The 24,501-nt window shown below is 62.8% G+C and carries 16 protein-coding genes, 2 pseudogenes and 1 riboswitch; of the genes and pseudogenes, 11 read left to right on the plus strand and 7 right to left on the minus strand.

The genetic code is table 11. The annotated features are described in order from the left end of the window. Positions 1–8: 8 nt before the first annotated feature. The 4 genes from ABEB22_RS18790 to ABEB22_RS18805 form a co-directional block, all read right to left on the minus strand. A complete protein-coding gene (locus tag ABEB22_RS18790; protein ID WP_349294937.1) occupies positions 9–1,997 on the minus strand; it encodes an FUSC family protein in 1,989 nt (662 codons plus the stop codon). A 170-nt stretch (positions 1,998–2,167) separates the two neighbouring features. Then, entirely contained in the window at positions 2,168–3,571 is a 1,404-nt protein-coding gene (locus ABEB22_RS18795; protein ID WP_349294938.1) for a c-type cytochrome, read from the minus strand. A gap of 3 nt (positions 3,572–3,574) precedes the next feature. Further along, on the minus strand, positions 3,575–5,164 hold the full coding sequence (locus ABEB22_RS18800; RefSeq protein ID WP_339115404.1) for a GMC family oxidoreductase: 1,590 nt from the start codon (positions 5,162–5,164) through the stop codon (positions 3,575–3,577). A 38-nt stretch (positions 5,165–5,202) separates the two neighbouring features. After that, positions 5,203–5,784, minus strand: coding sequence for a sugar dehydrogenase complex small subunit (locus tag ABEB22_RS18805; protein WP_349294939.1), 582 nt, complete (start codon positions 5,782–5,784; stop codon positions 5,203–5,205). A gap of 350 nt (positions 5,785–6,134) precedes the next feature. Next, positions 6,135–6,324: riboswitch (cobalamin riboswitch) on the plus strand. Between the two features lie 86 nt (positions 6,325–6,410). Here ABEB22_RS18805 and ABEB22_RS18810 point away from each other — a divergent pair. The 7 genes and pseudogenes from ABEB22_RS18810 to ABEB22_RS18840 all read left to right on the plus strand — a co-directional run bounded on the left by ABEB22_RS18810 (position 6,411) and on the right by ABEB22_RS18840 (position 14,616). Next, on the plus strand, positions 6,411–7,415 hold the full coding sequence (locus ABEB22_RS18810; protein ID WP_349294940.1) for an ABC transporter substrate-binding protein: 1,005 nt from the start codon (positions 6,411–6,413) through the stop codon (positions 7,413–7,415). Then, positions 7,412–8,434, plus strand: coding sequence for an iron chelate uptake ABC transporter family permease subunit (locus tag ABEB22_RS18815; RefSeq protein WP_339115407.1), 1,023 nt, complete (start codon positions 7,412–7,414; stop codon positions 8,432–8,434). Before ABEB22_RS18810 ends, ABEB22_RS18815 begins: the two co-directional genes overlap by 4 nt. Continuing rightward, a pseudogene (locus ABEB22_RS18820) lies at positions 8,434–8,949 on the plus strand (ABC transporter ATP-binding protein); the annotation flags it as partial. The gene ABEB22_RS18815 and the pseudogene ABEB22_RS18820, both read left to right, overlap by 1 nt. Positions 8,950–9,285: 336 nt before the next feature. Beyond that, complete coding sequence (locus ABEB22_RS18825) at positions 9,286–10,368, plus strand: GTP-binding protein (RefSeq protein WP_349294941.1); 1,083 nt, start codon at positions 9,286–9,288, stop codon at positions 10,366–10,368. Between the two features lie 166 nt (positions 10,369–10,534). Then, on the plus strand, positions 10,535–12,124 hold the full coding sequence (gene efeU / locus ABEB22_RS18830) for an iron uptake transporter permease EfeU (RefSeq protein ID WP_349294942.1): 1,590 nt from the start codon (positions 10,535–10,537) through the stop codon (positions 12,122–12,124). Continuing rightward, complete coding sequence (efeO, locus tag ABEB22_RS18835) at positions 12,124–13,323, plus strand: iron uptake system protein EfeO (protein ID WP_349294943.1); 1,200 nt, start codon at positions 12,124–12,126, stop codon at positions 13,321–13,323. The genes efeU and efeO overlap by 1 nt, the downstream gene beginning before the upstream one ends. Positions 13,324–13,392: 69 nt before the next feature. Continuing rightward, positions 13,393–14,616 carry a Dyp-type peroxidase gene (locus ABEB22_RS18840; protein WP_349294944.1) on the plus strand — a complete coding sequence of 408 codons (1,224 nt, stop codon included), beginning with the start codon at positions 13,393–13,395 and terminating at the stop codon, positions 14,614–14,616. Between the two features lie 29 nt (positions 14,617–14,645). Here the strand turns inward: ABEB22_RS18840 and ABEB22_RS18845 are convergent. Beyond that, a pseudogene (locus ABEB22_RS18845) lies at positions 14,646–15,673 on the minus strand (sodium:calcium antiporter). A 185-nt stretch (positions 15,674–15,858) separates the two neighbouring features. Here ABEB22_RS18845 and ABEB22_RS18850 point away from each other — a divergent pair. Further along, complete coding sequence (locus ABEB22_RS18850; protein ID WP_349294945.1) at positions 15,859–16,695, plus strand: DUF1206 domain-containing protein; 837 nt, start codon at positions 15,859–15,861, stop codon at positions 16,693–16,695. Between the two features lie 160 nt (positions 16,696–16,855). Here ABEB22_RS18850 and ABEB22_RS18855 read toward each other — a convergent pair whose 3' ends face one another. Both ABEB22_RS18855 and ABEB22_RS18860 read right to left on the minus strand, forming a co-directional pair. After that, entirely contained in the window at positions 16,856–19,630 is a 2,775-nt protein-coding gene (locus ABEB22_RS18855) for a calcium-binding protein (RefSeq protein WP_349294946.1), read from the minus strand. 179 nt (positions 19,631–19,809) lie between these two features. Next, on the minus strand, positions 19,810–21,894 hold the full coding sequence (locus ABEB22_RS18860; RefSeq protein ID WP_339115416.1) for a PAS domain-containing methyl-accepting chemotaxis protein: 2,085 nt from the start codon (positions 21,892–21,894) through the stop codon (positions 19,810–19,812). A 400-nt stretch (positions 21,895–22,294) separates the two neighbouring features. Here ABEB22_RS18860 and ABEB22_RS18865 point away from each other — a divergent pair, with 400 nt between their 5' ends. Genes ABEB22_RS18865 through ABEB22_RS18875 form a run of 3 tightly spaced genes read left to right on the plus strand, consistent with a single transcriptional unit; the run spans position 22,295 to position 24,442 of the window. After that, a complete protein-coding gene (locus tag ABEB22_RS18865) occupies positions 22,295–23,044 on the plus strand; it encodes an ABC transporter substrate-binding protein (protein WP_339115417.1) in 750 nt (249 codons plus the stop codon). Between the two features lie 19 nt (positions 23,045–23,063). Further along, the gene (locus ABEB22_RS18870) at positions 23,064–23,717 is read left to right on the plus strand and encodes an amino acid ABC transporter permease (RefSeq protein ID WP_339115418.1); all 654 of its coding nucleotides are present in this window, start codon (positions 23,064–23,066) and stop codon (positions 23,715–23,717) included. After that, positions 23,714–24,442, plus strand: a complete 729-nt coding sequence (locus ABEB22_RS18875) for an amino acid ABC transporter ATP-binding protein (protein WP_349294947.1) — start codon at positions 23,714–23,716, stop codon at positions 24,440–24,442. Before ABEB22_RS18870 ends, ABEB22_RS18875 begins: the two co-directional genes overlap by 4 nt. Positions 24,443–24,501: the final 59 nt, after the last annotated feature.

Raw genomic sequence — 24,501 nt, forward strand, 5'->3', positions numbered from 1 at the left:
GGCTGTGGTTAACGTGTCAGATATTCGTCGAGCTGGCTATGCAAAAGCTCAAGCGCCTTGCGCAGATCGGTCTTGGTGGTCTGCGGCGGCAGGGGAGGCAAAGCCGCCCCTACATCATGGCGAATGGCTTGCGCGAAGCTTTTGGCCGTTTCTTCGAGCGCACGGGCTTTCTCCGGATCGGGTTCGGGGGCCAGCAGGGCATGGCCGGTTACGGCGCCTGCCAGCACCCTGAGCGCGCCCAGAACGCGGGCGGCCTTGTCCAGCTGATCGGCCGAACGCCGCCCCTCCATCATCTTGCGCTGGCGCACGGTCTCGGCATGGGTGCTTTCGAGCCCCGCCTGCCGGCGCAGCCGGTCCACGGGTTCGGGCAGGCCGGTGCTGCCGACCGAGGCCGCCGCATAGTCCATATTGGCCTGCACGGCACGCGCCAGAATGTCGCGGAAATAGGGCTCGGCGCGGCCCGGCCAGAGGGTGGCGCCCACGACGAACGCGATGGCCGAGCCCAGGATATTATCGAGCGCGCGCGACAGGGCAATGCCGTGATCGGGCATCAGCAACTCTGTCACCAGAACGAAAAGCGCGCTGACCCCTATGGTGAAAATGGTGTAATTCACCCGTTTGAAAGCGATGGTGAGCGCCGAGGTCGGGATAATCACGGCCAGCAGCGTCAGCTGCCCCGGACCGAGCGCCAGCAGGCCCGCGGCCAGAAGGCCGCCCGCGATCGAGCCCAGAACCCGTTCCAGCATACGCGGCCATGTGGTCGAGAGCGCGGGCTGCAGCACGACGATAGTCGCCATCGTGGCCCAGTAGAAATACTGCATCTCGAGTGTCACGCAGATCAGGTAGGTCGCCACCACTGCAACCGTCAGCCGCAGGGCGTGGCGCAGGATCGGGTCAGGAATGTTGCGCCAGCTGGGGCGGGGCGTGCGGTCCGATTGCGGCGCTTGGGTCTCGGGGGGCTCGCCGCGCAGATGCTCGGCCAGACGCAGGAAGGCCTCTGCAACCGCGCTGACCACGGCCTGCGATTGTGCGCCGCCGCGTTCTGCCGCACGGCGCAGGTCTTCGGCCTCCCAGACCAGCCGGTCGGGATTGGGGTGGCGGGTCATCGCCTGCATCTGCGCCTCCGACAGCAGCGCCCCGATCCGCGCAAGCTGTTCGCGCAGCGGTGCTTCTTCGGTGGGTGCAAGCGGCTCGCTCAGCATGTGGTCAAGCGCGATCATCGCGGCAAAGATCCGGTCGGCGGTGCCCAGTTCGGCCATGAACTGGGTCTGGCCATTGCCCACGCCCAGGATGGTGCTGCGCGCCCGTTCGATGGCGGCGCGCAGGGCGCGGCGGTATTCGGGTTCGGCGGCGCCCAAGATCTCCTGCTGGCCCAGCCGCGCGGCCATGGCTGCGTTCATCTCGGAAAGCCGGGCAAAGACCGAGGCGATCGCGCGCCGAGCCGGACTTTGCGAGCGCAGCCGCCAGATCCAGAAGCTGAAGACCAGCGCCCAGATGCCGCCTATGAGAAATGCGCCGGCCAGATGCAGGGAGGCGATTGGCGAGCTGGGAAAGCCCACGGCCACGCCGCCCACCACGCAGATCAGCGTGCCCGACTGCGCGCCTGCGGGGCCGAATGTGCCGCCGAGGGCGGGCAGGAAGATGATCGGGATCAGCGTCAGGCAGGCATAGATCGGCCCGAGGCCTGCGCTTGCCGCGCCAAGGAAAGCCGCCAATGTGCCTGCCGCCACAAAGGCTCCCATCGCGCGGAAACGGGTGCGGTCGCGTCCGCCCGGGTCGCATAGGCAGACCCAGAAGGCGGCAAAGGCGGCCCAGAGGAGCTTCGGCTCGCCACTGGCCACCGCCGTCAGCACCATTGCGGCAAAGGCCAGCGAGGCGCGCAAGCCCTCGGCGACGCCTATGAATTCGGGGACCATGCCGATCGAATATCCCTCGAGCCGCCGCGCGAGGCGGTAGATCAACGAGCCTGGGGCGGCAGGGATGGAGGGCTGGGGCATGGGCTATGTCTTTCGCTCGGATGGACCTGATCTAGGACCATGAGCCGCGTTTGGGAATGCCGCAATCTGTCGCAAGCGGCCGGAACCCTGCGGCTTTGGCCGCGATGCAACAGCGCATGACAAAGGCCGCATCCCTGATGGAATGCGGCCTTCGTGCAGCAGGAGCGCGATCAGACCTGTCTGCGGCGCGCGCGGCGGAAAACACCGATCAATCCAAGGATCACGATCACCGCGATGATGATGCCCGCCCATGTCATCCATGCGGCGTTCTTCACGATCCACGGCACCTCGCCGCCCGAGCGGATGGTGTCCACGGCGGCCTTGTCCAGCTTCGGATCGGTGCCGCCGAAATTCGTCTGGACATAATTGGCAAGGGCCGCGATCTGGCCGTCATCAAGATCGTTCCTGAAGTTCGGCATGACCGAATAGCCCGTCGCATCGTGACGGCTGATGCCTTCGGCAATGGTCATCACGAGGTTCGAGGGATCTTTCGAGGTCACAGGGGCCGATTTCGACAGGCTCGGGAAATGTCCGTCGGGTGCGCCCTGACCATCGACACCGTGACAGGCGGCACAGGCCGAATTGTAGAGCTTCGCCCCATCGGTCGTGCTGTGATCGGCCAGTGCATCGGCATGGTCGGGATTGCCCTGCCAATCGGCGGTCTCGTAGCTCGTGATCGGCACTTCCTGCACGGCGGGGGAGGCCGCCACATCAATGGCCGATTGCACCGCAGGCACTTTCTTGAGATAGGCCGCGATCGCCTCGAGATCATCCTCCTGCAGCTTGCTCAGTGAATGTTCCACCGCTTCGGCCATAGGCCCTGCGGCCGATCCATGCCCTTTGGCAAAGCCGTTTTTCAGATAGGCGACGATATCCTCGTTCGACCAGTCGCCAATCCCGGTGGCCTTGTCGGGCGTGATATTGGGGGCACGCCAGCTGCCCAGCGAGCCACCGCCCAGATAGTCGGACTGTTTCTCGTTCATCATCAGCCCGCGCGGGGTGTGGCAGGTGCTGCAATGTTCGAGCGCATCCACCAGATAGGCGCCGCGTGCTTCCTGATCCGACAGGCCGTCCGGTGCCGTCCAGCCAGGCTTGGGCGAGAAGAGCATGTTCCAGCCGATCATCAGCGCGCGCTGGTTGAAGGGGAAGGGCAGGTCGGTTTTCTCGGCAGGGGCTGCATCCACCGGATCAACGCCCTGCATCAGGTAGGTATAGAGCGCCTTCACATCCGCATCCGTCATCTTGGCATAGGATGGGTAGGGCATGGCCGGATAGAGATGGGTGCCATCGGGCGTCACACCCTGACGGATGGCCTTGGCGAATTCGTCCTCGGACCAGGTGCCTATGCCATAGTCCCTGGAAGGCGTGATATTGGTGGCGATGATCGGCCCCATCGGCGAGGAGATCTTGTAGCCGCCCGAGAAGGGTTTGCCATCGACGGGCGCGGTGTGGCAGGCGGTGCAGTCGGCGGCGCGGGCGATATATTCGCCCTGTTTCACCAGATCGGCATCCGATTGCGCGAAGGCGCTGGTGGCCAGAGCCGTAAACACCGTTGCAAGAGTAAGCAGACGCATGGCTCAGACCTCCTTCGCGATGGTGTCGGCGGCGCGGATTGCCAGCGCCACGGCGGTCAGCGTCGGGTTGACCACCGACGAGGAGGGCAGGTTACCGGTGCTGACCACGAAGAGGTTCTCGTGATCCCAGCTGCGGCAGTCCTTGTCCACGACCGAGTCCGTTGCCTTGTCGCCCATGATGACCGTGCCCATGATATGGTCATGGTTGGCCAGATCGCGTGACATGTTGAGCACCTCGCCATTCATCGCGCTGACAAACTGCTGATAGTCGTTGATACAGGGGTCGATCGCGCCACGGGCGTAGTCGTCCACCGCATAGGTGATGCGCAAATTGGGTTGGCCGAGCGCGTCCTTATGCGGCCCCGGTTGCACGCGGTTGGCCGGATCAGGCAGCGTCTCGAACATCGAATAGAGGCTCATATAGCGGGCGCTGTCATGTTTGATGCGCGCGTCCAGCTCGGAGCCCAGAACGCCTTTTTTCAGCAGGCGTTTGGTCATCGCCTCGTTCGGGACGAAGTTGTTGACCGCGTGTTTCATGCCCGAATGCTGCGAACGTGTCGGGCCGTCGCGATAGCTGAAGATCGCGCCTTGCTGGATCGGGCCACGGCCCGGCCAGACCGGATCTTCCGAGAAGAAGTCAAAGCCCAGGCCAAGGTGTGGCATCAGGTTGCGCCCGACCATATCGCTGGAATTGCCGACCTCGGAGGTGATCATCAGCTTGGCGCTTTCATAGCCATGGGCGGCCAGCACGAAGACCTTCGCGGTCAAGCGGCCTTCGTCCCCTTTGGACGATTTCCATTTGACGGCGGCAATCTTGCCATCTGGACCTTTCTCGATCTGGGTCACGGTGGTGTTGGTCATCAGCTTGACGCCCGCCTCGACGGCGAGATCGGCGTGGAAGACGCCGGAATAATTCGCGCCGATCGGGCAGACAGGGGCGCAGTTGTTGTTGCCTACACAGCCCGGACGGCCACGGTAATTACCGCTCATCATGGCCGAGGGCTCGGCCACCACATCAAAGCCCAGAGGCTCGATCCGGCTTTTGAAGGTGTCCAGCATGTAGCTGTTTTTCTGCGCGGGCATCGGGAAATCTTTGGAGCGCGGAGGCCATGTCTCGCCTTTGCGCACGCCAGACTGGTCTTCCTTCATATTGCCTGCGACGCCAATCTCGTATTCGGCCTTCACATACCACGGCTCGAGATCGCTATATTCGATAGGCCAGTCGCGGCCCACGCCATAGGTGGACTGCATCTTGAAATCATCGGGGATGAAGCGCCATGTCGCGCCGCCCCAGTGCCATGTCGAGCCGCCTACCAGTTTGAGGAAGTTGGCGATCATCGGGAAGTCGCCATCATTCTCGACATAGTCATGCGAGGCCGACGTATGCGCCCAGGGCTCGTCCGGATAGGGGCCGTTATAATCGGTGCGGCGGGGAGAATTGCGGAAGGCTTCGATCAGACGCCAGCGCGGAATGCGCACGCCCGCCTCGAGCATCAGAACGGATTTGCCTTGCTTGGCCAGCTCGTAGGCGGCATTCGCCCCTACCGTGCCGGAACCGATGACAATCACATCGGCATCATAGTCATTAGCCATTGGGTATAGTCCAGATTTCTAAAATAGTTACAGCGCGATCACTTGATGTCGTCAGCGGTGGGCGGCTCGGCCCAGTAATTCTGCTTGTGCTGCGAGTAGGTCGGGATCGGAGTGGTATTGCCGGTGGGCTTCCACATCAGCGCATCGCGATAGGTGACGAATTTCGCGTCATCCTTTTCCTGCGACGGATCGGGCGTGCCGGTATAGCCCAGATACCAGACGGCGGTGATCGTGGTCATGGTCTCGCGCAGATCCTGATCGGGACTGGTTGCAAGGAAGGCGTCGATATCCTCGACATCGGCGGATTTGATCGCATCCGACAGGGCAACGACCTTGGTGTCGAAGCTCGGATCCAGCTCGACCAGCTGGTCATAGGCGCGCTCGACCAGCTTGGGGTCGAAGCCCTTCTGCCGGGTCACGAAAGCGCTGATCGTGCCAAAACCCGCCGCCCCGTCCGCGGTGGCCGCCATTGCACGGCTCAGGCCCAGTCCGGTGCCCGATGCCGCCACAAATCCCGCGACCGCAGAGGTGATCAAGAAGTTGCGTCGGTCCATGCCGGAAAGCTCTTTCGACGCAGCCGGACCCTCGGCTTTATCGGTGCGACATTTGGTCTTGTTCAAAACGTGAAACTCCTCACTAATATTTCAGATAGGCCGCGTCGCGAAATGGCTGGACCGTGAAACAGTGCGGCTTCGGGCAAGCAAATTTCGAGTCGGGCTTTTGTATGCGTTTGTATGCAAACCATTGGCGCTGATCATGTGCGTGCTTATGAATGGTGTATTCCGGAAACAGCTATAATGGCGCATTATCTCCCGCTGGTGTGAAAATCCTTGAAAACGGTCGATTATGCTCGGTCTTGAATGGCGCTCAATGCGCCTTCGGGTAACCTGCCGAGGCACAGGTAACGCTACGTCGCGCTCTGGCTGCCAGAAATTCGTCGCGTGGCATCGCTTGACCTCGGCGGGGGAGGATGCAAAACCACCTCACCGGTATCCGCGAGGATATAATAGGGAATCCGCACCGCTCCGGCGGCAACCGGAACTGCCCCCGCAACTGTAGGCGAAGAGCGCCTTTGCAACACCACTGGGCCATCGGTCCGGGAAGGGCAAAGACGCGTTGAGGCGCCAGTCAGGAGACCTGCCGGCCTGAAGATGTTAACCGGACGGGGTGTGTCGGTAGGGCAGGCGGGGTCTCCGGCCCCTGTCCTTTATGGCGCTTTCCGCTCCTTTCGATAAGGACGGAACTGATGAAATGCATGATACTGGCCGTGGCCTCATTGCTGGGTGCGGTCTCGGCCTCCGCGCAGACGCATTATCCGCTGCAGATAGAAAATTGTGGTCGTAAGGTCCGCTTCGAGGCGGCCCCCGAGCGCGCGGTGACGATCGGTCAGTCGGCCACCGAGATCCTCTATTCGCTGGGGCTTGCGGATCGGGTGAAGGGCACCTCGGTCTGGTTCAACAAGGTGCTGCCGCGCTATGCCGAGGTCAATGCACAGATCCCGCGTTTGGCCGATAATGATCCGAGCTTCGAGAGCGTCGTGGCCCGTAAACCCGATCTGGTTGCCGTGCAATATGAATGGCATGTCGGTCCCAATGGTGTGGTGGGCACCCGTGAGCAGTTCGCAGATCTGGGGATCAATACCTATATCCTTCCCGCCGATTGTGACACCAAGGACAACAGCACCGGCGGCGATGGCACGCGGGTAGGCGCCTTTGATCCCGTGCAGGTCTATAAGGGCATCCGCCAGCTGGCCGAGATCTTCGATGTCGCCGACAGGGGCGAGACGCTGGTCGACGATCTGCAGGCGACCGAGGCGCGCGCCGTGGCACGGGCCAAGGCGCTGGATCTGCCGAAGGGCTTGAAAGCGGCCTTCTGGTTCTCCTCCGCCGATATCGCGCTCGATCCCTACATGGCGGGCCAGCTTGGTGCGCCGGGCTATATGATGCGCGCGCTCGGCCTTACCAACGTGGTGAAATCCGACGAGGAATGGCCCACGGTCGGCTGGGAGAGTATCGCCAAGGCCGACCCCGATGTGCTGGTGATCGCCAAGATGGACCGCCGCCGTTTCCCCGCCGATGATGTCGAGGAAAAGCTGAAATTCCTGCGCAGCGATCCGGTGACACGGCAGATGAAAGCGGTGCGCGAAGGGCATATCGTGGTGATGGACGCCCATGCCATGAGCGCGACCCTGCGCACGATCTACGGGCTCGACAGCCTGTCCGATGCACTGGCGGGTATGACTTTCCAATGAGCCGGAAGGCGCTTTTATGGGGTGCGGGGCTGATCGTTCTCGCGCTGACCCTGCTGGCCGGGGCGGCCATTGGCGAGACGCGGCTGCCGCTGGCTTCGGTCGCGAGGGTGCTCGCCAACCATCTTTGGCAGGCGGGCTATCCGGTGGACCGGATCGATGCGGGTATCATCTGGTCCTACCGGCTGCCCCGCGCGATTGTGGCGGCCAGCTGCGGGGCGGGGCTGGCGCTGACGGGGGTCGTGCTTCAGGCGCTGTTGCGTAATCCGCTGGCCGATCCCTATCTGATGGGGCTCTCGGCGGGCGCTTCCACCGGCGCGGTGCTGGTAAGTATCGCGGGGTTCGGGGCGGGGGCGCTCAGCATGTCGGCAGGCGCGCTGATCGGGGCGCTTGCGGCCTTTGCTGCCGTGGTTGCGCTGGCTCATGCCATCCCCGGCACGGCGCGCGGCACCAGCGGGGCGGCCGCGATCATCCTTGCCGGGATTGCAGGCAGCCAGATGTTCAATGCGCTCACCGCTTTCATCATCGCGCGCTCGGCAAATGCCGAACAGGCGCGCGGTATCATGTTCTGGCTGATGGGCAACCTCTCGGGTGTGCGCTGGGAGGATGTGCTCCCCGCCGTTGTGGTGACCTGCCTCGGCGCGCTCGTCTGCCTCTGGCACCGACATGCGCTCGATGCCTTCACCTTCGGGGCCGAGAGTGCGGCATCGTTGGGGATCAATGTGCCCAAAACGCGCGGGATCCTGATCACCGCGACCGCAGTGATGATAGGGGTTTTGGTGTCGAAAGTGGGTGCCATCGGTTTTGTCGGGTTGGTGGTGCCCCATGCGATGCGCTTTCTGGTGGGCACCCGCCACCAGCGCCTTGTGCCGGCCTCGGCGCTGGCGGGGGCGGTGTTTCTGGTTCTCGCCGATATTGTCTCGCGCATCATCGTGCCGGGGCAGGTTCTGCCCATCGGGGTGGTGACCGCGTTGATCGGGGCGCCCGCTTTCGCGCTGATCCTGATGCGGGGGGCGCGCTGATGGTGCTGCGCGTGGAAAACCTGCAGGCTAAGGCGCATCGGGTCGAGATCCTGCACGGGATCTCGCTGACGGTCGGGGAGGGTGAATATCTGGGGCTGATCGGGCCGAACGGCTCGGGAAAGTCTACGTTGATGCGGATGATGGCGGGTTTGGGAAAGCCTTCTGGGGGCAGGGTGCTTTGGCAGGACAGGCCGCTGGTGGAACTGGGCGCGCAGGTGCGGGCCCGCCAGATCGCGCTGGTCGAACAACAGGCCGAGACCACCGACCGGCTGCGGGTGCGTGAGGCGGTCGAGCTGGGGCGTATCCCCTTCCTGTCACCCTTGCGGGGCTGGAGCATGCGCGATAGCGAGGCGGTGACCCGCGCTCTCTCGGCGGTCGATATGGCAGGGCGCGAGGACCGGTTGTGGCACACGCTTTCGGGAGGCGAGCGCCAGCGGGTCCACATCGCCCGCGCATTGGCCCAGTCGCCTGCGCTTTTGCTGCTTGACGAGCCCACCAACCATCTTGATATCCGCCACCAGCTGGCACTTCTGGCCCTTGTGCGGAGCCTGCCCGTCAGCCGGGTGATCGCGCTCCATGATCTCAACCATGCGTTCTCCTGTGATCGGGTGGCGCTCTTGGAGGGCGGGCGGCTCAAGGCGATAGGTCCCCCTGCCGAGGTGCTCTCGCCCGACAATTTGCGCGAGAGTTTCGGGGTCGAGGCGCGGCAGGTGCGCGATCCGGACGGACATCTGGCGCTGCATTTCACAGCGAGCCTGCCGCGGGCCGGTTGATCGCGCGGCAGGCCGATCCCATCTTGCGGGATGGGCCTGCCGGACATATCCCTGCACCCGCCGGAAAAGGAGCATCCCATGGCCATACCCGATACCCAGATCCCCGTCTTCGTGCTGACCGGTTTTCTGGGGGCTGGCAAGACGACGCTTCTCAACCGGCTTCTGGAAGATCCCGCCTATGCCGATACCGCGCTGGTGATCAACGAGTTCGGTCTGGTGGCGGTCGATCATGATCTGGTGCGCAAGGGCCGCGAGGCGCGGGCCAGCGTCACCACGACGGGCTGTATCTGCTGCACGCGGGGCAGCGATCTGCGCGCCTCGCTTGACGAGCTGCTTGTGCTGCGGCGCAACGGGACGCTGCCGCCTTTCTCGCGGGTTATCGTGGAGACAACAGGGCTGGCCGATCTGGCCCCCATCGTGAACAGCCTTATTCCCGGCGGGCTGGCGGCGGTCGCTCTGGCCGATCATGCGGTGGCGCGGGCGTTCCGGCTGTCGGGTGTGATCACGGTGGTGGATGTCGAGGGGATCGGGGCGGTGCTCGAGGCCCATCCCGAAAGCCTTCGCCAGATTGCCTTCGCCGATCATGTGGTCCTAAGCAAGACAGACCTCCACCCTGCGGGAGATCTGGGTGAGGCGCTGCGCGGCCTCAATCCGGGGGTGATCGTGCATGACGCGGCTGCCGATGGATTCTCGCCCGCCAGTCTGATCGGAGCTGGAAGCTACAGCGCCTTCGGCAAGGGCGAGCAGGTCGGCAAATGGCTGGCTGCTGAGGCGCAGCAGCCGCCCCTGACGGGCGGTCATTTCCATGATCTCAACCGGCATGGAGGGGTGCAGGCAGTGCCCTTGACCTCGGATACACCGGTTGATGAAACCGCGCTGCGCCAGTTCCTGACGCGGCTGACAGCCACGCCCTCGAACGGGCTTTTGCGGATCAAGGGGCTGATGGCGCTGCGCGATGACCCGTCGCGCCCGCTGGTGGTGCATGCGGTAGGCCACAGGCTCTATCCCGGTCTTCGGCTCGAGGGCTGGCCCGACGGGCAGGCCGGCAACCGGCTTGTGATCATCGGCACTGCGCTCGATGAAATGTCTCTGCGCCAGCAATTCGACCGTCTGGGCGGTCAGCCCTTTGCGGATTTTCCCATCGTGCAGGGCATCCGTTGAGCATATCGTGGTCCGGCGGCACCCGTCGGTTCACCCCTCGGTTCACGCCGCCCGTTCACGCCAGCGTGCGTTGACAGCCGCGTTCTGCGGGCGCAGAAGCCATAGCTGAGTTGTTTGGTCGGGAATAAACGCCCACCGATCCAGAGCTAGGCGAAAGAGGCAGGTCATGCTGGCAACTTTGGTGATCGCGCTCCGTGAAGGGCTTGAGGCGACGCTGATCGTAGGGATCATCGCGGCCTTCCTGCGTCGCAACGGGGCGGGGCTCGGCCCGATGTGGGCGGGGGTCGGGCTGGCGGTTCTTCTGTCGCTCGGTGTGGGGCTTGGCCTCAACCATCTCGAACAGAGCCTGCCGCAGGCCCGTCAGGAAGCGCTCGAGACACTGATCGGCGTGGTGGCCATTGTCTTTGTTACCGGCATGATCTGGTGGATGGACCGCCACGGGCGTGATCTTAAATCGAGCCTTGAGCAGGATGCGGCGGCCGCGCTCTCGGGACGTGGGGCCACGGCACTGGCCGCAATGGCCTTTCTGGCGGTGCTGAAGGAAGGCTTCGAGACGGCGGTGTTCTTTCTGGCAACCTTCTCGGCGGCGCAATCGGCCCTTTGGGCAGGGATCGGCGCGCTGATCGGACTGGCGCTGGCGATCGGCATCGGCTGGGGTATTTATCAGGGCGGGGTGCGGCTGAACCTGTCGCGCTTTTTCCGCATTACCGGCGGTTTCCTCGTTCTGGTCGCGGCGGGGCTTTGTGTGAGCGCGCTGCGCACAGGCCATGAGGCGGGTTGGATCAATGGCGGTCAGCAGATGGTCATGGATCTGGGCTGGCTCGTGGCGCCCGGCACGGTTCAGGCCGCGCTGATTACCGGTGTGCTGGGCATCCCCTCCGATCCGCGGCTGATCGAGGTTCTGGGATGGGTGAGCTATCTCGCGATTGTTGGCGCGCTTGTCTACTGGCCCACGGCCTATCGCCCGAGCCCGCGCAATGCGGGGCGGTTGAAACTGGGCGCGGCGCTGATGCTGGCCGTTGCGGCGCTGGGTCTGTTTCTTTTGCCGCAGCCGCGGGCGAGGCTGCGCCCGCAGGCGCCGATCGCGGCGCTGCGTGGCGATGGGGCGGGGCAGGTGCAGCTGCGCGGGGACGCGCTGGCCCTCGATTTTGGGGGCGTCCCCCTGAACCTGCCGCATTCTTCGGCGCAGAGTTCGGACCATAACGGGCTCGCGCTGAGCGAGGCCGATTACGGTGCGACGGTGGCTTTGAATGACGCTCCACAGACGGTGAGTTTTGCCGAACTGGTGGCGCTGAATGGCGGGCGGCGTCCGATCGGGTTGAACCCCACCCGCTATCCCGGCCCTTACACCGCGCAATGGCAGGCCGATCTGGACGCCCATGCCCGTCTGGCGCAGGGCGCGGTTGTGCAGGCGCGAGGCGGGGCACAGGTTCTGGTGACCCTGTCGGGCGGCGGTCTGCAGACCCCGCGCAGCCTGCGCGTGCGCAAGCTGCCCCAAGCCGTTGCGGCGCAAACCGGCCCTCTCGCATGGGCCACCTCCGATACGTTTTCAGCCAAAGCCATGGCCGCCTATCGCGCCTATGGCTCAGCCTTGCAGGAATGGCAGTTCTGGGCCCGCCAGCTGTCTGTTGTCCTTCTTCTGGCGGCCCTTGCGATTGCCCTGCGTGCGGCGCGGCAATTGCGCTCTCTCGCACCCGAACGGGTCTCTCCCTCACATGGCGCAGGGGTAGAACCTGCGCCCAAAGGATCTCACTGATGTCTGTCTCCCGCTCCTATCCGATCATCCTCCCGCTTCTGGCAGCGCTTGCCACAAGCACCTCCGCTTCGGCCCAGACCGCCGAAAGCAACGCCTCTGGCGCCGCTCAGGTCGCGATCACGATGACCTCCGATAATGGCGGCAGCTGCAAGCTGAGCGCGACCGAAGCCGCCGCGGGCCCCGTGACCTTTACTGTCACCAACCAGACCGCCACCGCCCTGACCGAGGTCGAACTCCTCTCGGGTAATCGGATCATCGGCGAGAAGGAAAACCTTGCGCCCGGTCTGCCATCGGTCACCTTTACTGTCACGCTGGGCGGCGGCAGCTACGACATCTACTGCCCCGGTGCCGATCCGCAAAAGACCGCCTTCACCGTCACCGGCGCTGCCGCCAAACGTGCCGAGGGCAGCGTCTCGGAGTTGCTCGACAAGGGCACCGCCGATTACAGCGCCTATGTGAACAAGACCGTCGATGCGATGGTCGTGGCCGTGACCAAGCTCGATGCCGATATTACCGCGGGAGATCTGGAGGCTGCCAAGACCGATTACGCCCATGCCCGCCCCTTCTACGAGCGGATCGAATCCGATGTGGACGGTTTCGTGATGGACGGGTTCGATGCGACCGACAATCACGGCAATCTCGATTATCTTATCGATATGCGGGCCTCGAACGAGGATCCGGCGGTAGGCTGGTCGGGCTATCATGCGATCGAGCGCGATCTCTTCGAGCGGGGCGCGATCACCGACGACACCAAGACCACGGCGCATGAGCTGCTGAAGAACGTGAAGCTGCTTGACCAGCTGGCCCCAAGCCTCGAATTCTGGCCCGAGGATCTGGCCAATGGCGCGGCGGATCTGCTGGAAGAAGTCCAGAGCACCAAGATCAGCGGCGAGGAAGAGGCCTATAGCCATATCGATCTGGCCGATTTCGCGGGCAATGTCGAAGGGGCCGAGCAGGCCTTTGCCTATCTGGAGCCGGGGATGGCGCAGATCGATCCCGATCTGACCAAACGCGTGAGCGACGAGTTCGACAAGGTGCGCGCGCTGCTCGATGGCTACCGCGACAATACGGTGCCCGGTGGCTATGTGCTCTATACCGATGCGCTGAAAGCCTCCGACAAGGTGACGCTCAGCCGGGCCATCCAGTCGCTACAGGAACCGCTGTCGCGCGTGGCCGAAAAGGTCGCGACCGCTGGCTGATGCGCTGGCCGGAGCCCCTCCGGGCTCCGGCATCCCTCTTTCCTCGCCAGATTTGCCATGGAGAGCCCCATGACCCCCGATCCCAAACGCCGCAGCCTGCTTTTTGGCGCCGCCCTCTCGCCTCTGGCGACCCCGATGTTGATGGGGGCGGCGACGGCCAACCCAGAGGCTGGGCCGTCCAACGCCATCGACCTGAGCCACGCCTATCCGTTCTACGGGCCGGGCCCGCAGGCGGGGATCGCCACTGCGCCGCAGCGCCATGTGGTTTATATGACCTTCGATCTGACCTCTGGAGATCCGCGCGATCTGCAAGTGCTGCTGGCGCGCTGGTCCGCCTCGATCGCGCAGATGATGAAGGGTGAGCCGATCAGCAAGGTCGATCCGGACCGTCCCGATGCGGGCGCACTCGATACGGGCGAGGCGCTCGATCTGGGGCCCGCCTCGCTGACGGTGACGGTCGGGTTGGGGCCGGATCTGTTCGAGAAGACCGGTCTTCAGGCGCATCGGCCCGCCGGCTTGCGCCCGCTCAAACATCTGCCCGGAGATGCGCTGACCCCCGAGATCTCGGGGGGCGATCTCTCGCTGCAGGCCTGCGCCGATGATCCGCAGGTGGCCTATCACGCGATCCGCGTGCTGGCGCGGCTGGCTAAATCCACGGGCACCGCCTCCACCCGCTATGCGGTGATGGGCTTCGGGCGGGCCTCGGCAGGCAACGGGCAGGCGACGCCGCGCAACCTTCTGGGCTTCCGCGATGGCACCCGCAACATCACGAGCGATGCCGATCGCGAGGCCTTTGTCTGGGCCGACGAGCCGGGCTGGGGCAAGGGCGGCAGCTATCAGGTCATGCGCAAGATCAGCATGTTCATCGAAAGCTGGGATACCGATCAGATCGATGACCAGAATGCGGTCTTCGGGCGGTTCAAGGTCTCGGGCGCACCGCTGACCGGTACGCAGGAATTCGATACGCCCGATTTCACGGCGCAGGGCCCGCATGGTCCGGTCATTCCTGCCAATTCCCATATCAGCCTTGCTGCCCACGAGCATAATGACGGGCTGAAAATCCTGCGCCGCAGCTACAACTATACCGACGGGATCAACGCGCTCGGGATGCTGGATGCGGGACTGTTGTTCCTGTCCTACCAGAATACGCCCGAGGCTTTCGAGCGGCTGCAGACGCGGCTCGGGGCGGCGGACCGGCTGAACGACTATATCTCGCATGTGGCCTCGGGGGTCTTCTACATCCCGCCCGCCCCCGCAGAGGGCAGCTATATCGGGGCGCAGATGTTCGGATGAGGTCGGGCTGAGCGCGGTCCGGTGAGGCGTCAGCCGAAGATCTCGACACCGACCGCGCAGCCATAGACGCCGATCAGCAGCACGGATTCGATCCCGATCCGCGCCGGTCCCTCGCGCTGGCGCAGGATCAGCCCGCCCAGCAGGATCGCGGTCATCAGAAGGCCGGTTGCCAGCCAGTAGAGGTCGGTCTGGCTCATGGCCTGATAGATCGCGCCTTCGCGATAGGCGGCATCGGAGAAAACCAGAAACAGCGTGTCGAAAGTGTTGCCGCCGATGATCCCACCCACCGCCAGCTGCAAGGCGCCGCGCCGCACGGCCACGATCGTCGTGACCAGCTCGGGCAGGGAGGTGATGACTGCGGTCATCAGCGCACCCACAAGGCTCGAAGACAGCTGGTAGCGGGTGATGAACTCCCCCGCGATCTGGGCGATGATCCAGCCTGCGCCACCCATGAGAGCGACCAGCGCCGCAAAGGCAAGGGCCGGTCCGGTCACCGAGGCCTGCGGGTCGTGATCCTCGTCGGGCGCATCCTCGCGGGTGTCGGCGGTCTTGACGGGCTGCCACATCGGGTTCTCGCCCACGGCGGACGACAGTTGACGCCCCAGAGATAGGCCAGAAACATCAGAACCGAGACCGGCGAGACGCCGAAATAGGCGATGTCGGGGCCGGAGGCCGCCGCAACGGGCAGGCTGAGCAGAACCAGCAGCATCACCGCCTGAAAAAGGTTTGTGGGTTCGGCTGCGGCATGTTCGAGGTTGACCCTGCGATAGGCCAGATCGGCAATAGCCAGAAACAGCGTCTGGGCGGCAATCCCGCCCACCGCATTCGAGACGGCAAAGCTTGCATCGCCCCCGTAGGCCGTCGAGACGGACACCACCACGCCCGAGAGCGAGGTCGCGCCGCCCAGAAGCACCCCGCCCGCCAGCGCCTCGCCCAGACGGGTCCGGTCGGCAATGAGATCAGCCAGCGCGGTCGCCCTGATCGAGACCAGAACAACCACCGCACCTGCAATGGCGAATATGGTCAGCAGCAGCGGCAGCGTAAGACTGGCGAACATGGGAAACCTCTCCGGATCGGGCTTTGCCACCCAACCATGCGCATCGCCATTCGTTCCCTCGTAGTCCGCAGCCAGCGCCGTTGAGTGCCATGCTCGGTGCCTGCCACGGATTGCACCCACGGAACATCCGCCGCCGTATCCGCATTGTCCCACCAGCTATCCTGATTGTGAACGCGAGGAACCCGATGTCACGCCACTCCCATGACCCCGATGATTTTGCTTGGTCCGTGCCCGTGATGCGCGCCGGTTATGCAGGCCGCGGGCTTGTCTATCTGGCGGTAGGGGCGACCTCGCTCTGGTCGATCCTGCACGGGGGCGAGGCCGAGGGCACCAAAGAGACGATGCAGCATCTCTCGGGGATGCTGGGCAATGCGGTTCTGGTGCTGATCGCGCTCGGCATGCTGGCCTATGCGATCTGGAGGGTGACGGATGCGGTCTGGGATCTGGAGGATTACGGCACCAAGCTGAAAGGGCTGGCGGCGCGAGTAGGGCTTGCCGTAAGCGGACTGATCCATCTGGGTATCGGTGGGGTGGCCGTTCTGGCCCTGCTTGCGCGCTCGGGGAGTGGTTCGGGCCAGATGGTCTCCACCGTGATGGGTATGCCGATGGGGCGGCTGGCCGTCGGGCTTGTGGGGGTCGCGGTCATCGGCGCCGCAGTCTATTACCTGATGAAGGGCATCAGGGCGAGCTATCGCGGGCGGCTCAGGGCGAATGCGGTGACCACCCATGCCAATCTGCTTCTACAACTCGGGCTGGTGGCGCAGGGTGTGGTGCTGATGATCGCCGGTGGGCTGATCGTCTATGCCGCTTATGCCTATGCGCCGGAGGCGGCGGGTGGAATGGACCGCGCCTTCGAATGGTTGCGCGCGCACCCCTTCGGCCAGTGGCTCTGCGGTGCGATCAGTGCCGGTCTGCTGGCCTTCGCACTGTTCTGTTTTGTGAATGCGCTCTACCGCATCGTGCCGCGTGCCAGCGAAAAGGACGTGGAAACCCTCGCAAGGAAGCTGAAATCGATGGCCTGACCAAGGCCGGGGGCGGGCGGTTGGTGCCGTATCCGATGCGTTCTTACCGCTCCGGTGGATCTTGCTGTGGGATGCCGCCTCGGATCTGAAGGCTGGTTGGTCCGGTCACAGATCAGCAGGCCGCCGGACCGAAGCCCGCCGCCTCCCGGCAGGAAACGCCTCAGAACAGAAAATCGGTAGCTGTCCAGCTCTGGTCATCTATGGTCAGCGCCTCGAACCCTGCGACCTTGACCAGAAGCGCCTCCGATGTCTCGCCGGTTGTGGTGATCAGGAGATGGTCGAGCGCGGCGCTGGTGCCCTTGGTTTGCCATGTGACCGAGAGATCCCCGAGGCCGCTCAGCCCCCATTCGCGCAGATCGAGGATATCCTTGCCGATCTCGAAATCCTTGATGTAATCGGTCGCACCGTCGCCTGCGGCCATGGAGAACATGTCGCTCTCCTCACCGCCGAAGAGAATATCCCGGCCCGCACCGTCATGGAGAATATCGCGCCCCGCACCGCCATAGACCTGATCGCGCCCTGCGCCGGCAAAGATCTCGTCATTGCCTGCAGTGCCGTAAAGCGCAGAGGCTTTCCTGTCATCGCCTGCGGTGCCAGTAATGACCGTATCGATGGTGATCGTGTCGGTGGCGCCGAAATCGATCAGGCCGCTTTCTGAAAAGATGAAGCTGCCTGCATCGAGCGGGCTGACGATGTCATATCCCGAACCGGATAGGCGCAGGATCACGGACTCCGCCGTGATCCCTTCGCCCGCGGTCAGCATATACTGCCCCTTGAGCCAGTCGCCTGCAGAATTGAACCTTTGTGTGATGGAGACCTCCTCCACCGACCGAACGCCCCAGGCCGAGAGATCGATCAGGTCGAGACCGACACAGAAATCCTGGATTTTGTCTGTCGCATGATCGCCCGCCGCCATGCAGAAGATATCCGCGCCATCGCCACCCCATAGGATATCGCGTCCGAGCCCGTCCTCGAGAATATCGTCCCCCGCCCCACCCGACAGGACATCGTTGCCTCCGAGCCCCAACAGATGGTCATCCCCGTCGGTGCCCGTCAGCGTGGCCTCGGCCCTGTCATCGCCCGCCGTGCCCTCGATCAGGGTCCGGCCATCAGGTTCGGTCGGTACAGCGGCTGCTTCGAGCGCTGTGCGGGCGTTCAGCATCAGGAGTTGGCTGTCATTGCCCAGCTGCACCAGCACGTCGTTGAGGCCACCCCGCCCATCGGCATCCTCGAAACTTGCCAGAGCCAGAATCCCGGAGGCGGAATAGAGCTGGTCTGCGATGCGCAGGCTGTCCCCCGATGCGAAATCGAAATCGGCAATCACCACATCGCCGGTGCCGGGGGCATCAATGACAAACAGATCTGCCCCTGCGCCGCCCAAAAGATAGTCATTGCCCTGGCCCGCAACCAGCAGGTCATCGCCGTCATTGCCCAGAAGATGGTCATCTCCTGCGCCGCCATCGAGCGTATCATTACCGTCCTGGCCGAAGAGATAGTCATTGCCATTGAGCCCTGTCAGGCTGTCATTGCCGGTGCCGCCATAAAGGAAATCCCAGGCATCGTCATAGCCGTCGATCGTGTCATTGCCGCCATAGCCGAAGCCCGTGGCCACATCCATGCTGCTGACATAGCTGCCGTCATATCCGTCATCGAGAATGCCGTCGCCATCTGTATCGGTGGTATAGCCCTCGTTGCGGATGGAATGGGTGTCGATGCGCAGTGACTGGAGCAGTTCGTCGCCCGCATGGTCTTCGGGCGCCTCATCCATCGAATAAAGATGCTGGCCGATGGCGAAACTGTCGGGATGGCGGAATTGGGCCGAGCCGTCATTGCGGATGATCGCGAAATTCGATGCGCCTGTCTGGATCCCCGGAAACCAGCCGATGCCGATCCCGTTTTCCGAGAAATACTCCAGCGCCTGCGCGAAATCATACTGATAATTGGTCGGATCGGACCAGTCGAACGCGTCCGCACCCGGGATATTGACCTCCGTGATGATCAGGTCATCGGACCCCAATGCTGCAAAGGTCTCGGCAAAGCTGGTCTCGTATTGCGCAATGGTCGTGCCGCTACCGGTGCCGTGCCAGTTGCCATAGTAATGCCCCGACCAAACGAGATCCTCGCCCACCGCCGCCCGGATCAGGTCCAGCGCGCTGGTGCCATCGATCTGGGTCGTGGCGAGGATGTCGAAATTCGCCGAATAATCCCAGCCGCCCACGAGGATCTTGCCGTCCTGCTGGGCCGAGATCAGGGCCGAAAGCGTGCTGACATGCTGGGCGTAGAGCCCGACAAAGGTCTCCTCCCCCGCCTGTCCACCCATCGCATTGGCGCCTTTGTCATAAGCGTCGGGCTCGTTCATCAGCTCGTAGCCATAGACGCCCGCCGCGACATCGGGATGGGCGGACATCCATGCCATCATCTCGGTCCAGGCCCCTTCCATATTGGAATAGGCGGTCGTCGAGAGATAGTCATACCACGCCGCACCCGTGGTCAGCGTCTCCGACAGCCCGTAACCCTGAATATCGCCCGAGCCATAGGTGATCACCAGCTCGAAGCCATTGGCAACGGCGGCCTCCAGAAAGGCCTCGTATCGGGGGTCGAGCGCGCCGGTTTCGGTAAAATTATTCTCATTAAAAAACAGGCGCAGAGTGTTAACTTCGGGAAGGGACTCGGCCATTGTGGCGACGAATCCCGCGATCCGTGCCTCGTAATTTCCATCCAGATCGCCAAGGCCGATCGGCAACACTTCCTGATCGCCGGACCAGAAGTAATATTTGGAATCTGAATAGAGGTTCTCGTCATATAAGCTATTGAAAAAGCGACCATCATCATAGCGCGGATCGACAGTGGCTGAGGCCGTCGCCTTATCGATGGCCATCTGGTCATCGGCGCGGACCTGCACGTTGATCATGTTGATAGTGGCGGTGCTCGACATCAGAACTTCTCCCTTGGGCCCCGTTCCACGATAGCGCAATCCGGTTAATCGCTTGCTGCTCCGGCTCGTAAATCATGGTAAACAAAACAGGCCCGCCGCGCCAGTTTTCCGGCGCGGCGTGAGAACAGATAGGGGGCGGCAAAGGGCCATGCCGCCCGTTTCAGGCTGGCAATGCCTGTCTATCCCGCATGGCGATACGCGGTCTGGCCTGTCTGTAAAGGCGCGTCGAGAGAGAAGAAGGCGATCTCGCTGCGGATATCCTCGCATTTCTGGGCGACGATAGCCACGGCGGCATTGGTTTCCTCCGACATGGCGGCGTTCTGCTGGGTCGTGCGGTCCAGATCCGAGACGGCATTGTTCATTTCGGTGATGCCGCTGGCCTGCTCCCCCGCAGAGGAGGCGATCGTGGCGATGATCTGGTTGACCTCTTGCACACTCGTCAGGATGCCGCGCAGGGCTCCCCCGGCCTTGTCGACCAGCGCGCTTCCATTGGCGACGGTGGTCTCCGATTCCACCAGAAGGGAAGAGATTTCCTTTGCCGCATCGGCCGAGCGCTGTGCAAGCGCCCGCACTTCCGAGGCCACCACCGCAAAGCCGCGCCCCGCCTCGCCTGCACGGGCGGCCTCGACGCCGGCATTGAGCGCCAAGAGGTTGGTCTGGAAAGCGATATCGTCGATGACCGAAGTGATGGAGGAGATCTTGCGCGAGGCCTCCGAGATTGCCTTCATCGCGTCGATCGCCTCCTGCACGACTTGCGAGGAGGCCTCCGCCTGCTTGGCGGTGGACTGGACGCGGGCCGTGGCCGTCTGGGTCAGTTCGGAGGCTCCCTTGACCGAACCCGTCAACTCTTCCAGCGCGGCGGCCGTTTCCTCCAACGTTGCGGCCTGCGTCTCCGAACGTCGCGCCAGTTCGTTGCTGCCCACGCGGATCGACTGGGCATCATGCACCAGATCCTCGGTGCTGGCCGCGACGGCCGCGATGATCTCGCGCAAGCGCCCGACCGTGCCGTTGAAGGAGGCGCGCAGCCTGTCGAGCTGGCCCAGATCAGTGTCGATGGAAGCGTTCAGATCGCCTGCTGCCAATGTATCGAGCGCTTTGCCCAGTTCGACGACGGTGACTTCCATTGCCGTCACATTGATCGCGAATTTCACCACTTTGACGATCGTCCCCGACGCATCACGGATCGGGTTGTAGCTGGCCTCGATATAGATCGCCTGACCGTCCTTGCCAAACCGCTGATATTTCCCGACAGAGGAGCTTCCCGCCTGCAGATCCTTCCAGAACTTCGCGTAATCGGGGCTATTGGCATAATCCGGCGCGACAAAAATGCGGTGATGCTTGCCGATTAGGTCTTCCTCGCGGTAGCCGGTCGCCTGACAGAATAGGGGATTTGCGTGCAGGATGGTGCCTGACGGGTCGAACTCGATCACCGCCTGCGCCGCGCCCACGGCCTCGAGCTTGGCATTGCATTCAAGCTCCTTTTCCTTCACCGCTGTGATGTCGAACGCGTATTTCACGACCTTGAACGGACGGCCTTCAGGGTCGACGAGGGTTTCGTAGGTGGCCTGAAGCCAGCAGGTCTTACCAGATTTGCGACGACGACGGATCGCATCGCTATAGGACATACCCTTGGCCAGCTTATGCCAGAAGTCCTGATAGGCAGGCGTGTCCGCCTCTCCGTCAAGCATGAACATCCGGTGATGCCGTCCCTCAAGCTCGTCCAGCCCATAACCCATCGCATCCAGAAAATGCTGGTTCGCCGTCAGGATGTTGCCCTGTAGATCGAATTCGATCACCGCCATGCTGCGCGAGAGCGCATCGACCTTTGAGCGGTTGTCACGCCGACGGAAATGCATATCGGTGATATCATGTGCCAGAATGAGCACCTCTTCATAACCTGTGCCATCGGCGCTGACGACGGGGATATAGGAAACATCGAACCATCGCTCCTCGCCGGCCTTGTTCAGGCGAGGGCGGATGAACTGGGTCGGGTGGCCTTGCCGCAGATCGTCCCAGACCTTGCGGTAATCCATATCGGCGCGATCCTTCTCGCGCAGGAGGCGTGCATAATCCGTGCCGATCAGTTCGTCGCGTGTGAACCCTACGGCACGGGCGAACCGATCATTGACATCTATGATGATCTGGTCGAAGCCGAGCCGGCACACCATATAGCAGGATGAAACTGCGTCGAAATAGGACAGTCCCCGCTTCCTCTGCTGTGCCGCCGTTTTCGCCGCAGCCGTCTTTCTACCCAGAAACCTCATATGCAACATACCCTCAGGAACATGATTCCCAAAGAGTTTAGTCACATGAGGTATAAAATGGGGTTAATCAATTATATTAAAGGCTTAGCAACAGGCATTGATCAATTGTCGGGCCTGCAAGTTAGGTCTGTATCGGAGAAAGATCCCAGCGGATCGTGCCGGAGGCGAAGAGGCCCCCCCATCTAAGTCTTCTTATTCCGGTATACCGAAACTGCATAGCGATCGGGCAGTTTGCATCAAGATCATGTTATTTTTTGAAAGATTGAAGTTTTTCATCAGAAAATTGCCCTTAATTTCTTACCATATACCCGAGATACCATAGAGGTGGGGATGAGGATCTCTTCTGAAACAGGCCCGACGCTGGCTCCTCGACCGTCTGGCTAATCTCCAGGTATACCGAATGCAGTTTCCCCGTATTGCCGCCACCGCTATTGCCCTCGCTCTTGGCGCCTTGCCGGCCATGGCCGAAACGCTGAAGGTCGGCTCGACGCCGACCGGCGTTCCTTTCACCTATCTCGATGTTAAATCAGGCGAGATCACCGGCATGATGGTCGATGTCGTCAAAGCCATCGCGGCCAAGGAGGATTTCGAGGCGGATGTGCAATCGACCGACTGGGTCTCGTTGCTGCCCGCGCTGCAGGCCGGCCGGATCGACATGATCTCGGCGGCGATGTCGATCACCGACGAGCGCAAGAAGGTTGTCGATTTCTCCGATCCGATCTTCCCCTATGGCGAGGGTCTGATCGTGCCGAAAACCGACGATACCCAATATTCCGAGGATCTGCACGAGACCAAGGGCAAGACCATCGGCGTGCAGCAGGGCACCAGCTATCAGGCCAAGCTCGCACAGATGGGCGATATCGGCGAGGTCAAGACCTATGAAAACCTTGCCGATCTTCTGAAGGATGTCGAACTGGGCCGGATCGATATGGCCTTTGGTGACAAACCGATCATCGCCTACCAGATGGGGCAGGGCAAGTTTGCCGATCTCAAGATGGCCGAAGGCTACACCTCGCAATTCGTGCTGCCGCTGGGCATCGCTGTGTCGAAAGACCATCCCGAGATCCTCGCCAAGGTCAATGCGGGTCTGGCCAAGATCAAGGCCGATGGCGAGCTGGACGAGCTGATCAAGAAATGGAACCTGAACTGAGACCGGATCCGAGAAGCTAATGTCTCCCTTCTTCCAAGATGCGCAGGATTACCTGCCCATCCTGATGCGCGGTGCCGCCACAACGGTTGGCATCGCGTTCTCCGCCCTCGTGATCGCGACGGTCTTCGGTCTGGTTCTGGCGTTGATGCGCTATTCCGGTATCAAGTTCCTCGCATGGCCGGCGCGCGCCTTCATCAATGTGGTGCGCGGCATCCCGATCCTTGTGCAACTGTTCTATATCTATTTCGTCCTTCCCGGTTGGGGGATCGACCTGACCGCCTTCCAGGCAGGCTCTATCGGTCTGGGCGTCGCCTATTCCTGCTATATGGCGGAAAACTTCCGTGCGGGGCTCGAGGCCGTGGACAAGGGCCAGATCGAGGCCGCGCAATCCATTGGCATGGGCTGGACCAAAACCATGTGGCGGGTGATCCTGCCGCAAGCCGTGCGCACCGTTCTGCCGCCCTATGGCAACACAATGATCATGCTGTTGAAGGATACCTCGCAGGCCTCGGTGATCACGGTTGCCGAAATGACCTTCCAGGCGAAGATGCTGGCCGCTTCGACCTTCGAAAACCTGACCGTCTATACGCTGGTCGCGGGCCTCTATCTGGCGCTTTCTGTGCCGCTCTTCATCCTCGCATCCTGGCTTGAACGGAGGTTTGGCAAGAAATGATCGATATCAACGCACTCCATAAGAGCTATGGCGATTTCGAGGTCCTCAAGGGGATCGACCTCAAAGTGGCCCGCGGTGAGGTCGTCTGTCTGATCGGTGCATCGGGCTCCGGCAAGTCGACATTGCTGCGCTGTGTGAACGGGCTCGAGGTCTACCAGTCGGGCGCGATCCATGTGAACGGCCAGCTGGTCGAGGCCGAGCGCAAATCCATCCGCGATATCCGCACCAAGGTCACCATGGTGTTCCAGCGCTTCAATCTCTTCCCCCATCGCACCGCGCTGGAGAATGTCACCGAAGGACCGATCCATGTGAAGGGCGAGAACCGCCGCGAGGCCGAAGCCTATGCGATGGAGTTGCTCGAGCGCATGAATCTCGCCGACAAGGCGGGGGCCTATCCCGACCGTCTGTCGGGCGGCCAGCAGCAGCGGGTGGCGATTGCGCGCGCCCTCGCAATGCGGCCCGAGGCGATCCTCTTCGACGAGCCGACCTCGGCGCTCGACCCCGAGCTGGTGGGCGAGGTGCTCAACGCGATGCGCGATCTGGCGGCGGAAGGAATGACCATGCTGGTGGTGACCCACGAGATGGGTTTTGCCCGCGAGGTGGCCGACCGTGTGCTCTTCATGCATGGCGGGCGGATTATCGAACAGGGCCCCGCCCGCGAGCTGCTATCGAACCCGCAGCACGAGCGCACCCGCGATTTTCTGGGGCGGATTCTCGAGCACTGAACCCGATATCCGATCTCCGTCGGAAAAGGGCGGCACCTTGCGGGTGCCGCCCTTCTGTC

The organism is Thioclava sp. 'Guangxiensis' (assembly GCF_045348365.1).
Lineage (GTDB): Bacteria > Pseudomonadota > Alphaproteobacteria > Rhodobacterales > Rhodobacteraceae > Thioclava > Thioclava kandeliae.